At 60.4% G+C, this 12832-nt stretch carries 6 protein-coding genes and 2 tRNA genes; 7 read left to right on the top strand and 1 reads right to left on the bottom strand.

The window, feature by feature from the left end; translation table 11 throughout:
* The first annotated feature begins 1 nt into the window (after position 1).
* The 3 genes from BJP08_RS01705 to BJP08_RS01695 all read left to right on the top strand — a co-directional run bounded on the left by BJP08_RS01705 (position 2) and on the right by BJP08_RS01695 (position 10085).
* Positions 2-77, top strand: a tRNA-Arg gene (locus BJP08_RS01705).
* Positions 78-520: 443 nt separating this feature from the next.
* Positions 521-8032, top strand: a complete 7512-nt coding sequence (locus BJP08_RS01700; RefSeq protein ID WP_071567971.1) for a carboxypeptidase regulatory-like domain-containing protein — start codon at positions 521-523, stop codon at positions 8030-8032.
* A gap of 139 nt (positions 8033-8171) precedes the next feature.
* Positions 8172-10085 (top strand): hypothetical protein, encoded by a 1914-nt coding sequence (locus tag BJP08_RS01695; RefSeq protein ID WP_071567970.1) that lies wholly within the window; start codon positions 8172-8174, stop codon positions 10083-10085.
* Between the two features lie 85 nt (positions 10086-10170).
* Here the strand turns inward: BJP08_RS01695 and BJP08_RS01690 are convergent, their stop codons facing one another.
* The gene (locus tag BJP08_RS01690; RefSeq protein ID WP_255364726.1) at positions 10171-11202 is read right to left on the bottom strand and encodes a prephenate dehydrogenase; all 1032 of its coding nucleotides are present in this window, start codon (positions 11200-11202) and stop codon (positions 10171-10173) included.
* Between the two features lie 52 nt (positions 11203-11254).
* Here BJP08_RS01690 and BJP08_RS01685 point away from each other — a divergent pair, with 52 nt between their 5' ends.
* From BJP08_RS01685 to BJP08_RS01670, 4 genes are all read left to right on the top strand, one after another.
* Complete coding sequence (locus BJP08_RS01685) at positions 11255-11728, top strand: tRNA adenosine deaminase-associated protein (RefSeq protein ID WP_070975138.1); 474 nt, start codon at positions 11255-11257, stop codon at positions 11726-11728.
* 41 nt (positions 11729-11769) lie between these two features.
* Entirely contained in the window at positions 11770-12198 is a 429-nt protein-coding gene (locus BJP08_RS01680; RefSeq protein ID WP_071567969.1) for a nucleoside deaminase, read from the top strand.
* Between the two features lie 90 nt (positions 12199-12288).
* Entirely contained in the window at positions 12289-12495 is a 207-nt protein-coding gene (locus BJP08_RS01675; RefSeq protein WP_070363288.1) for a CsbD family protein, read from the top strand.
* Positions 12496-12544: 49 nt separating this feature from the next.
* A tRNA-Ser gene (locus BJP08_RS01670) sits at positions 12545-12632 on the top strand.
* Positions 12633-12832: the final 200 nt, after the last annotated feature.

Below are 12832 nucleotides of genomic sequence, written 5' to 3'. Positions count from 1 at the left end.
CGCGCCCGTGGCTCAACGGATAGAGCATCTGACTACGGATCAGAAGGTTGGGGGTTCGAATCCCTCCGGGCGCACCAAATACAACCCCAACCCACAGCGTGTGGGCTGGGGTTTCTGCTTTCCTATTTGTTGCGCCAGTGACAAAGGACGCACCCCCTAGTGGCTAGCCCTTTGGTAACCTGCGCATATGTTGGGCGCGGTTTTTGAATTGCGTCTTTTGTCACTCGGCCCTCGGCGATTGCGGCCTGGGGAATCGCTGGGATCTGCCATTCTCAGGGTTTTGCAAGGTTCTGGTGGTGTGTTCGTGTGATTTGGTCTAAAAGTGCAGGTCGGAGAGGGTGTCGATAGGTAGGGGGTCGCGACGATGGGCTTTGTGTTTCTTTCGCTGCGTATATGTAGCTCTTAGGTTGAGTCGGCAGTGGTAAACGACGTATATTTGTACAGATTACTTAGGAGAAGTCTGTGCGCTTGCTCCTCTGCTTCGAATTTCTCTCAATAACTTACGAATCAGGAGACAATAATGACCGGAAACGGTAGGTCCGGACGTGGGCTGTTTTCCAGTATTCGCAAAGCGGCTGTTGCTACGGCGACCGCTTTCTCTCTGGCGCTCGGTGGGATGGCTGTCCCCGCCGTGAGCGACCACGCCGCCGAGGTGGCGCTGCCATCAGCTGCGGCAGATGAGGACCTGAAGAAGAATCCGGATTTTGTTCAGTCGAAGCCCGTCAGTTCGGAAGAGAACCCGAACACTAAGAGGAAAGAAACCGTACGAAGGGTTCAGTGGAGGTACGCTCACCCAAACTCCAATGCACCCCTGCCTTACTACGGCATTTATACCATTACGCCGAAGTGGACCGGCAAGGGTCCACTTCCGTCGCTCGGTAAGGTGCGTGTCCGGCAAATGCGGGGCACTGAAAATCAGGTACGCGATTGGGGCTTGTTTGATCTCTCCATTGTGAACAACGGCACCTCGTACCAGCTGGATCTTTCGTCGCAGTGCCCGGCTTCGGCGCCGTGCTACCTTCAGGGCCACCTGGAGTGGCTTGAAGTTGTGCCTGAGCAGGGGCTCGATGTTGAGACGTTCAACAAGTTCGGCACAGGTCCTTTGAAGGGGTATAGCCACGAGGACGGCAAGCCCCAACAGGGTTGGGTAAGCGGTAACGTCAGCGTCCCGGGTAACTACAAGAAGTCCGACGTCTCGCTGAAGATCGATAACAAACAGGTGGGCGTCAATTATGACGGATCATTTAGGAGTGAAAACCTTGATCCTGGTACCTACAAATGGGAGGCGTACCTCAATGACAAGACCCAGGCGCTCAATGGAACCGTAACGGTTGAGGCCGGCAAGCAGGCCGACCTGAAAATTGAGCTTGATGTGCTTCAGGGAAAGGTGACGATCCACCCTCAAAACCGCCTTGGAAAACCGCTGAAAAACACCGGCGGTAATTTCCTGTTTAAGCGCACCGACCTTGGGTCAAGCAATGAGTTCACCTATTGGCATGGGGGCTGGACTGCCGCGCACCTCACAGGGGATTACGGCGATTACGAAGTTCGCTACGGCGGTTCGGGGGAGTACTTCCCGTCGGCACCGCAGCGGTTTACCATCCCGGGCAAAAATTCTAACGATGTCGTCGTCTACCTTCAGCGCAAGGAAGTGAACGGCAGAGTATTCCTGCCTTCTATTGGCTCCTACAATGTTGCGCAAAGCCTGACGGTGAAGGTGTATGACCGGTACAATCGCCAGGTGAACGAGGCGCCAGTAACCGATTCGTGGTACCAGGTAGTGGGGCTGGATAACGGACGTTACCGTTTTGAGCTCTCCGGTGACTACATCAATACTGTCTCGCGGTATGTAGACGTCAACAATCGTGAGGTTGACGGCATCTCCTTCAGCCCGACGCTGAAGCAAGCTCACGCGCGGGTGGAGGTCGTCGTCCCGGGCAACGAGAACTTCGACGGTGGCAAGATCCGCGTGACATACAACGGTCGTACGGAGGAAAGGCGTTACGACGGTAGCAAGTTCTACGACCTCGGAGTCGTTCAGCCGGGCGAGATCTCGGTTAAGCTCATCGATCAAAACGGCAAGAACGTTGGTAACGGAGTCGCATCCGTCTTCCCCGGCGACTACAAGACAGTTCAGGCTGTGGTTTCAGATTCCCTCGCCACGTACAAGGGCGAGGTGAAAGATGAGTTTGGTAAGCCAATTGTTGGCGTTGATGTCACTGTCAATGGCAAGACCGATGAAACAGACGGCCGCGGCCAGTTCATTGTCAACGGTGTGAAGCCGACGGCGCGGGTTCAGGTGAAAGTCGCTGGGACTGACTACACCGAGGAGCTGACGGACACTGTTCCGGGGAATAGCACCGACAGCAGCACTGTGTACGAGTTCACGGATCCTTTGCAGCCAAGGTTTAAGACGCGGAACCTTCGTCTCCAGTTCCTTTCTGACGGCACGGGTGTCCCAGGCATCAAGTGGGCAGTCACTCCAGACCCGAACCACAGGGTGAAGGATGCGCAACCTCGTGCTGGTATCACTGAAGGTCCCGGCTACGTTGAGCAGGTGCTGTACCCAGGTAACTACTACCTCACGCTGACCTCTCCAAAGGGCGACTTGGGTGACATGTACACGTTTGAGGATGCTCCTCGGACTGTCAATATTGATTCCCGGACCAATATGCCTGTCCGTGAGGTGAGTCTGCGGAAGAATCCAGGCCGGATTACCGGTCGAGTCGTTTACGATAACAACGAACCCGTAGCAAATGCGCTGGTCCGTGCAGGCCTTGAGACGACGCGCACGAACAGTGCCGGCTATTACACGCTCGATAGGGTGGCAGCCGGTACTGACCTGGTAACTGTTGATGATGCTGCCGATCGTTCCTATGCGGGAGCTTCGAAGGCGATTACTGCTCTGAAGCCGGCGCAGGCACAAACGCTGGACGATATCACGGTGAGCCGTGCTACCTCCCGCATTGAAGGCACCGTCACTATTGACGGGAAACTTGCTGCAGGCGGCGTTTCAGTGGACGTGAAAGGCAAGGGCAGCAACAGCGGGTACACCGGTACTGTCGGTGTTGGTCTCGATGGCAACTTCTCGTTCGCAAGCACAAGCAAGGCGAAGCTGTTCCCGGGCGAGTACGAAGTTACCGTGAAGAACCCTGGTAACAACCGTTTCTTCGACACGACGAAGTCTGTCACGGTGAAGGCCGGGCAGACTGCGAAGGTCAATTTCGATCTGAAGGAAAACCGGGCGCCAATCGTGGCGACTGTCCGCAACGAGGCCGGAGAGCTAGTCAGTGGCGCGAAGCTGAACATCGCCGGGGTCGACACCAGGTGGAGTGAAGGCCCCGCTGGCGTCTACACCTCTGGAGACCTTCCCGCCGGCGATTACACCGTCAAGGTTGAGGCGAGCGACAACCACGGCTACGCGGTGGGGCCGGTGACGGTGAATTGGGCACAAACTGCAAGGACTTCGTTCACTGTTACCCGCGCCGCGGGCACCGTCACCATTAACGTCACTGACGATGATGGCCAGCCGGTAAGTGGTGTCAGCGTGAAGCTCGAGGGGAGGCAGTTTGACCTCGATAAGACGCCGATTAATAGGGGCGCAACCATTGCGGATGGCAAGGCCGTCTTTGAAAGCGTCCCAGTCGGTACCTACAAGGTGTCTGTCGAAGGGTCCGCTGTATATGACGAGGCTGCCCCCATTGAGTTCCAGGTGAATGCAGCGGACGCAATCGACCGCACGATTGAGCTGCGTCGCAAAGACGTTTCCATGCAGGTTGTAGTCCGCGACGTCGTAAAGCAGCGCGAGATTAAGAAACCGGTCATCAAGGCCATTGACGCGAACGGTAAGGTCACCACGGCTACCGGCGACGATAAAGGTATGTACACGTTCGACGGTCTGCGCCCAGGCACATACACGGTCGAGGTGGAGCCAACGGAGCGCCATAAGGGTGGTTCCAAGTCGGGTGTCGTGCTCCTGCCAGGAGCTGAAACCGATCCCACCTTTGTCTTCGTGGAAAACAGGAAGGCCACGGTCAACGGTACCGTCGTCGACGAAAACGGCAATCCAGTTGCAGGCGCAACGATTCACGTGAAGAGCAATGGCACGGAGGAAGTTGTCACGTCAGGTGAGGACGGCACATTCGGTGTCGAGGGCCTCAGTGAAGGCAACTCGTCCTTCGAGGTCCAGCCCTCGAGCGAATACACCGGTAACAACCTGACGGTCACCGAACTGCAGCCAGGCGAAACCCGCAACGGCGTGATCATTGAGGTTACCCGCGACCTCAAGCGCCTCAACGGTTCCGTGCTCGACGACGGCGGCAATGCCATCGAAGGCGTCGAGGCTCAGCTGATCCAGGACGGCAAGGCGATCAGGACTCAGTCCACCGATCAGGACGGCGGCTTCGCGTTCGACAAGATGGAGCCTGGCACCTACACGGTGAAGGTCGAGGAAACTGGCACCCACCTTGCGGGCGAGAGCGAAAGCTTTGAGATTGTGCTCGGCCAGGGTACGAACCCGGTGCAGGTGATTCTGCAGCGCAAGCCAGGCAGCCTGAAGGGCCTGGTCGAGTTCTCGAATAACAAATCCGTCGAAGGCGCCGAGATCCGCCTGGTCCCACACTCCGGCGACCCCATTGATCTGACTTGGAACGATGAAGGAAAAATTGTCGTGCCAGAACTTCCCGCGGACACCTACAAGGTTGAGGTGACGTCCCCGGAGAACTACAAGCGCGTGAGCGTCCCGGCGTTGACGGTGGACCCAGCCAAGGAAGCTGACCTCGGACTGATCAAGTTCATCGCGGAGATCGGTGAGGTCGCAGGTACAGTCCGTGACGAAAACGGCGAGCCTGTTGGCAACGTCAGGGTCAAGCTGCACCGTCCCGGCCAGCAGCCTATTGATGCTGTGTCCGCGGAAGACGGCACGTTCTCCTTCACGAAGGTCCCAGTGGGCGAGTACACGGTCGATGTTGCGCAGCCGGAGAAGTTCCTCCCGGTTCGTGATCTGAAGGCCACGGTTAACCCTGCCGAGGAAACCGCGCTGAACATCGATCTTGAGGCGAAGCCTACGAAGGGCACCATCAAGGGCAAGGTTGAGGACGAAGCCGGCAACCCAGTTGCGAATGTGGGCATCTCGCTCGAACCAACCACTGGTAAGGGCAAGACTATCGACGTCAGCGTCGCCGAGGACGGCACGTTTGACGACGCCACCATCCCAGCTGGGTCGTACAGCCTTACGGTAACGCAGCCAGTTGGCTACGAGCCCGTGGAGAACATCCCAGTAAGGATCGACGCTGGCAAGGAACGCGTGGTTCCGACAATCACGCTGAAGAAGAGTGCCGAGAAGGCCGAGACCGGTAGCTTCATCGGCGGTGTCTACGACAAGTCGACGGGTGCCCCGTTGCCGCAGACGGGCCTGGTGCTCGTCGGCGCGGCTGGCCGCTACCCGGTTGCGATTAACGCAGACGGTACGTTCCGCCGAGACGGCATCCCATCTGGTGACTACCAGCTGAAGATCGCGCAGCCTGAAGGCTACCGCGAGCCAGCAGCTATTTCCGTGGTCATTGAGACGGGTACCGATAACTACGCTCAGGACATCACGCTGGAGAAGCTTCCTGTGGAGACCACACCTACTACGGGTGCGTTGCAGGGCAGCGTGCTTGGCCTGAACGAGGGCAAGCCTGTGGACCCAATTTCCGGTGCGAAGGTGAATATCCTTCGTCTTGGTGGCGGTTCGACGCAGGTCACGACGAACGCTAGCGGCATCTTTACCGCGACCGGTCTGGAGCCGGGCGAGTATGTCATCCAGGTGGATGCGCCGAATGGTTACAACGCGCCTCGCTATGAACGAGTCGTGGTTTCCGCTGGTAGGACCAATGACGACGTGAGCATTTACCTTAACCGCAAGCCGACGCCAAACCCGAAGCCGGGCGCTGCAGCAGGCACGATTAGCGGTTGGTTGCTCGACGACGGCAACTACTCGATCAAGGGCGGCACCATGCGCATTACTGGTACCGCCAAGCACAAGGACGGCACGCCGCGTTTGGACGAAAACGGCAAGCCTATCGAGACACTGCCAGCCGTGAAGATCGGTAAGGACGGCTACTTCACCACGGATCGTCTCGAGCCAGGTGACTACACGATCGACATTGACGTTCCAGAAGGCTGGCCAAAGCCGGAGGGATGGCCGAAGAAGGTTACGGTCACTGAGGATAAGGCGGTTGAGCTTGGGTTCGTTACCGTAAAGGCTCCTCGAAGCAACGTGGAAGGTGTCATTGATGACGGCACCGGCAAGCCGATCGAAGGCGTCATCGTTACCGCAACCGACTCGCGCGGTAAGACCACGCAGGTCTCCACGGATAAGGACGGTAAGTTCGTCTTCGACAAGGCGCTGCCGGGTACGACCACCATCGAGGTCTTCACCCCGCAGGGGATCCAAAACGTTGACCCGATGTACGTCCCGGTGAAGCCTGGCAAGGACGCCGCCATCCCGAGCGTCCACCTCACGGAGAAGCAGCTCAAGCTGAGCAAGCGCATCCGCGGTTACGACGCCGACGACTTGGACAGCGCACCGATCCTCCCCGAGGACTGGGACCTGGTGTACGGCTTCCTGATCACCAACGAAACCGACGAAGTCATCACGGACATCACCCTCGACGACCCGTTCCTCGGCGATGCCAAGGTTGTAAAGCCGAAGGACTTCAAGGGTGCGTTGGCGCCGGGTGAGCACGTGTTCTTCTCCGCGGTCATGCCTCCACAGAAGGACATGTCCGTCGTCAATAACATCGCGGCTGTACACGGCAAGAACAGCAAGGGCCAAATGGTGGCGTCGACACCTAATAACGCTGTGGCGCGCATTGGTTCGGCCTCTGTTGAGAAGAAGGTCAACGCGCGATTCGGCGTCAATAAGGATAAGCCGGTGTCTCTCGACGTGGACGAAGACATGTACTTCACGTACGAGATCATGAACCGTGGCTCCGCACCGATGTACAACGTCACCCTGACGGACCAGGTGTGTGAGTGGAACGAAGACAAGACGGAATCCGACTCCGAAGACTGCAAGCCGATGGAAATCGACCTGCCGAGCGACTGGAACCGGACCCTTCTTCCAGGTGAGCGTGTCTTCCTCTCCGCGGTGCTGCCTCCGCTGAAGCCAGGCACCCGTCACCACAACAAGGCATTGGTCAAGGCGGACCTCGACCAGCCGCGGCGTAGCCCAGGCATCAAGGAAGAAAGCGGCATCTTCGAGGAGGACCCACCATCAATCCTGACGGTGTCCCCGAACAAGAACTCGTGGGGCAACGCGCACGTGATTGTTTCCGAAGGCAAGCCGCTCCTCGGCAACATTGCCGGCCAGCTCAGCGGGCTGCCAGCTGGCGTGTTGGCTGGGGCGAAGGTGGAGCTCATCTCGGAGGACAACAAGACCTCCTTGAGCGCAACTGTCGACGGCAACGGTAAGTTCGCCTACGGAAAGGTCACGCCAGGCAAGTACAAGCTGCGCGTCACCAACCCATCCGACGACACCATGAAGCTCGGTGGCAAGTACGGAATCTCCACTGAGCAGGCAGCGAAGGGTGGGAAGATCACCACCAAGCTGTTTGAGGTCACCACTGAGGGGACGACGAACATTGACATCCCGTTCGTGAAGGTGGAGGCACCGAAGGAAGGCAGCTCCCTTGGGCGCTGCATCACGGAGACCTCCTCGGCCTCTAACCCGGCGATGTACCTCATCCCGCTCGGCCTGCTGGTCGGCGCGATGGCGGGCAGCCTGGTCATCTACGAAGACCAGTTCAACGCCGTGGTCAAGCAGTTTAACCAGGCGATGCCACAGCTCGCGATCGAGCGCCCGGCTTGGATGAACCAGATCAGCCGTCAGCTTGAGCAGCTGCACCCGGCCGCCGGTCCGGGAGTGCTGGCTGTCATCCTGGTCGCCGTTGGTGCCATTGCGGTTGGCCTGGCCTACGCGGCCTGCGAAGCCGGAGTCGACGGTTCCAGCAAGGGAGGCAATACGGGCAGTAAAGAGAAAGCTGCCTAAGCCGTAGGACAACACCGAAAAGCAACCCGCCACCACGAAAAATGGTGGCGGGTTGCTGCTTGAGAAGTACCAGTGCGTTTTGTACATTGAATAGTGGATTATTGGGTTTGCAGCCCCGCAACCTACACGAGAGGGAACAATGAAGAATTCGAAGACCGCCGGCTACTACGGCCGCCTAGCGATGGCGTCTGCGCTCGCCGGGACATTCACACTCGTCCCAGTTGCAGCGAACGCTGACACCACGACCGCGACGCCCACCCAGGCGTCAGTCACCACGACAGCAACCGCCCCTTCGAGCAGCGCCTCCTCCAGCGTGACGCCGAGCGCCAGCGCCACCCCAACCGTGAGTGTCGCTCCGTCGGTTGCGGGTGCGCCAGCATTGGCGACGACGCCAGCGAAGGCGAAGGGGGCGTCGACAAGCGATAAGCCGGGCACCGGCACGAGCGGTGTAGAGCTCGAATCCGGTGCGTGGAAGTACACGGCGGTCGCGGGGCACCCGAGCGACGGCAGCGTCTATGCCCTCTCGACCGCGCCGCAGGAGCACCACCTGCTGAAGATCGACCCAGCGACGGGCCTCGTCGAGGACCTTGGGGCTGCACGCGCCGAGCACGGCGCTCTTCCGACCGACATCACTACGGCGACCATCACCTCTCATGGCCGCCTGATCGTGTCGGAGGAACTCTCGAAGGACGGCGACACCTACTACGCCATCGACCTGGACAAGCTGAGCGCAACCACCACCCCAGTGTTCACTGAGCACAAGGTGACGATGGATACCTTCAGCAAGCCAAAGGACTTCAAGGCACCGGGTGCGTGGGGCACAGCTTCGAAGAAGACCGACCCGAAGGGCGAATACCTGCACGCATATGCCGAGACCCTCGACGGCAAGCCGGCACTGTGGACCCTGAACACCGATACCGACAAGCTCAGCGTGACCACGCTGAAGGTTGCCCACGGCGTGAAGGCTGAGGGCATCGAGCGCCTCGGCGAGGTCGCCTACGCGGTGACCAAGGACACCGACGTCTTCGTTGCGGGTGACAAGGACGGCAACACTGTCGAGTTCAAGCCGACGCAGCTCAAGATCGGCCCTGGCGACGAGCTCGTGGCCACGTTCTCCCAGGACGGCGACGACACGCTCAGCGAGGTGCTCGGCACCGACAAGAAGTTCGGATTCACCGCCATCAAGCACGCTGACACGGAGAAGGAGACGCCGTCCGAGAAGTCGGACAAGCCTGCGGAAAACGCGGAAGCCGCTGAGTCCACGGTGACGGAGACGCCGAAGCCTACCGAGCCAACGACGCAGGAGACGTCGACGCCTGCAACGACAACGACTCAGACCACGACCACTAAGAAAGAAGAGGCCGCGGAGCCACGCACGCTCGACGTCGAGATCTACGCAGGCAGCGGTAGCGATAAGAAGCCAGTTGAGGGCGCACGCCTGATCGTGCCGAGCCTGGACAACCTGGAGCTCGACGGCTCGACCGACGCCGACGGCTACATGTCGACGACCCTGCCCGCAGAACTCAACAACAAGGGCTTCATCGTCTGTCTGGCAGAGGTGCCGGAAGGGTTCAAGAACAAGTCCGTCCAGATCAAGAAGGACGACCTGCTCAAGGAAATCACCCTGGCCAAGGACACTCGCGCAACGAGCACGATGTCCAAGCCGCAGGAGATCCTTGAGGTGTTCAAGGAAGTCAAGCCGCTGCTCGGCGCGTTCGGCGCCCTCGCGGGTGCCGGCGCAGGCGCTGCAGGTTCGAAGTCGACGACCACCTCGACCAAGTCGACCTCGACGTTCTCCAACTCGAAGAGCTCCGGCACCGTGTCCACCGGCCGCACCACCAGCGCAACGTCCCGCAGCACCGCTGGCACGCGCTCCACGGCGAAGAGCACCAGCAAGCGCAGCTCCAGCAAGTCCTCCTCGACGACCACGTCGACCCGCAGCGGGGACCTCGCCGATACCGGTACCCCGATGTCCGGCGTGATCACGCTCGGCATCGTGCTGTTCCTGATCGGCGGCGCGTACGTCTTCATGGGACGTCGCCGCGACGCATAAGGCGCATAAGGCGCGTACGCAGCGCATAGGAAAGGCCCGAAGGGAGTGATCCCCTCGGGCCTTTGCCGTACCCAGCAAACGCGAGTTAGAACACCTCGACGCGCCCGCCCAACGACTCGATCTGGCGCAGCTGCTTCACCCACCCCGGCGCACCCGGGTGCAGGCGCATCACAGGACGCGAAGAAATCTTCACCGGCGACACCGACTCACGCCGCGCACCCGAACGCGCCAACATCCGGGTATGGGCCCGGTGGCCGTTCTCGGCGAGACGCTTCATGGAAGGAGAGTCGCTTGCGAGGGCGGAGCGGGCGTCGGCAAGAAGTTCGGTGAACTCGTCGATGATGTGCACCAGGCTCTCGGCGTTGGTCTCGCACATGTTGCGCACCAGCGAAGGGTCCGTGCCAGCGACGCGCGTCGCGCCCTTAAACGAGCCCGCTGCCAACGACTGCGCCAACGTGCCCCCGCGATCTCCAACCACCGACAGGGCCTCCGCGATCACATGCGGCAGGTGGGACACGCGGGCCACGGCCTCGTCGTGGCGCTTCACCGACACCGGCACCGCCTCAGCGCCCGTTACCGCCACCAGGCTGCACACGTCCGCGAACAGGCTCGCCCACGTCTGCGGCACCTTGTCGACGCTCTCCGCGTAGTCATACGTCACCACCCACGCCGCGCGCTGGAACAGCCCCTCATGGGACGCCGACCAGCCCGAAAACTCGGTGCCCGCCATCGGGTGCCCGCCGACGTAGCGCTCCTCGAGACCGCGCTCCAGCACGAGGTCGTACACCGGCTGCTTCACGCTGACCACGTCTGTAATGCCGCAGCTCGGGGCGTGCTCCGCGATGGCGTCCAGGACGGTCGCCACCGCATCCATCGGTACCGCGATCACGATCAGGGCCTGCTGCGCCTCTGCCTTCTGCAGTGCGGCCTCGAGGTCGTTGGTGACGTCGAAACCATCTTTTTGCGCAGCCCTCGTGCCCGCATTCGAGTGCGTGTAGCCGAACGCATCGTGGCCGGCCGCGGTGAGGTCGCGAATGATGGAGCCACCGATCAACCCCAGCCCAACAATGCAGACGGGAGGCAGGTGGCGCGAAGAATGTAGGAATGAGGCAGTCACGGTTTCACATTCTAGTGACAAATTCACTGCGTGCAGGCTAATGTCGTGAGACATGGCACAGGAATTTCCAGACGGGTACGCAGTGACAGTCGCCCAGCACGACGGCGCATGGTCCGTGCACCGCTACAACGACAGCTTCGACTCGCTGGAAGACACCATCGCCGCAGTACGCCGCCTCCGCAGCGAAGGCCCGGCGTTTGCGCTGCTCAACGTCGAAAATGAGTACGTTGTGGTGCTGCGCCCAGGCCCAAACAGGGCACGCATCCTCCTTAGCGACGCCCCCATCGCCGTCGACGACGACTACGCCGCCGACGCCCTCGAAGAAGCCGGCTGCGACATCCCCGACATCGACCTCGACGACACCGACAGCTGGGCCGACGGCGACTTCGACATCCTCGCCGACCTCGGCCTCACCGAAGAACGCCTCAGCCTGCTCCTCGACGCCGACGAAGAACCCGCCGACCTCATCGACGACATCGCCGACGCCCTCGGCTTCGCCGACGAACTTCACGAAGCACTGCGGTAACGGTGGCCTGCTCAAGCTGGCAGCGGCGCGCCACCGCCCGCATGCAACAAGCGCTCGACCTCGCGGCAACGACCCCGCCCGGCGACGTGCCCGTCGGCGCCCTCGTCTTCGACGCTGGCGGCGAGGTGATCGGCCGCGGCGTCAACCGGCGCGAACAACGCCAAGACCCCACCGCCCACGCTGAAGTCGAAGCGATCCGGGACGCCGCGCGCACCCTCGGGACCTGGCGCCTTGACGGTTGCGAGCTCGTCGTCACCTTGGAACCCTGCACCATGTGTGCCGGGGCCCTGCTCGGCGCCCGCATCGACTCGCTCATCTTCGGCGCCTTCGAGCCCAAAACCGGCGCCGTTGGCTCCCTGCTTGACGCCCTCCGCGACCCTCACCACCTCCACCAAATCCAAGTCCGCGGCGGGATCATGGAACCCGAAAACGCGGAACTGCTCGCCGAATTTTTCCGGGACCTGCGCTAATACTTAACCGAATCGTTACAGTGCCGCCCTGCCAAAGTGGCTACGATGGGGAACCGTTAGCTTAAGAACGAAACGAAAAGGAGCAATCACATGGCTTTTGAAGGAGCAGCAGACAAGCTGAAGGGCACCGCTAAGGAAGCAGCTGGCAAGCTTTCCGACGACAAGTCCCTCGAGAACGAAGGCAAGGCCAACCAGCTCATTGGCGATGCAAAGGATAAGGTCAACGAGGCTGCCGACTCCGTCAAGGACAAGGCAAACGAGGTAGCCGCCAAGGTCGAGGACAAACTGAACGACTAGTCCCCGCCTTGATTTGGTTGCTCGGGCAAGAACCGTTACTCTGGTTTGCGGTAGCGTGTCCGAGCGGCCGAAGGTACTCGCCTCGAAAGCGAGTGAGGGTAAAACCTCCGCGGGTTCAAATCCCGCCGCTACCGCCAATTAAAAACAACGCACTCTGGGTTCGCCTGGGGTGCGTTGTTTTTTGGTTTTTGGGGGCCCGAGTGCGCGAGTGCCGGGTTAAGGGTCAAAATGTGTGTCTGGCTCGGCGTGTCGCGGGGGTTAGATTTGGCCTTTTTGAATGCCGATTGAGTGGGTGTAGTCGGTGTCGATAGCGTTGTCGTAGAGGGCTGGGCGTCCT

It is taken from the genome of Corynebacterium sp. NML140438 (assembly GCF_001875725.1).
In the GTDB taxonomy this organism is placed as follows: Bacteria; Actinomycetota; Actinomycetes; order Mycobacteriales; family Mycobacteriaceae; genus Corynebacterium.
The sequence above is the reverse complement of the archived record's forward strand: the minus strand, read 5'-3'. Positions and strand labels throughout refer to the sequence as shown.

What these genes read in the sequence shown, in the direction of transcription:
- BJP08_RS01700 (WP_071567971.1), top strand. Translation starts at nt 521, where the DNA reads ATGACCGGAAACGGTAGGTCCGGACGTGGGCTGTTTTCCAGTATTCGC.
- BJP08_RS01695 (WP_071567970.1), top strand. Translation starts at nt 8,172, where the DNA reads ATGAAGAATTCGAAGACCGCCGGCTACTACGGCCGCCTAGCGATGGCG.
- BJP08_RS01685 (WP_070975138.1), top strand. Translation starts at nt 11,255, where the DNA reads ATGGCACAGGAATTTCCAGACGGGTACGCAGTGACAGTCGCCCAGCAC.
- BJP08_RS01680 (WP_071567969.1), top strand. Translation starts at nt 11,770, where the DNA reads ATGCAACAAGCGCTCGACCTCGCGGCAACGACCCCGCCCGGCGACGTG.
- BJP08_RS01675 (WP_070363288.1), top strand. Translation starts at nt 12,289, where the DNA reads ATGGCTTTTGAAGGAGCAGCAGACAAGCTGAAGGGCACCGCTAAGGAA.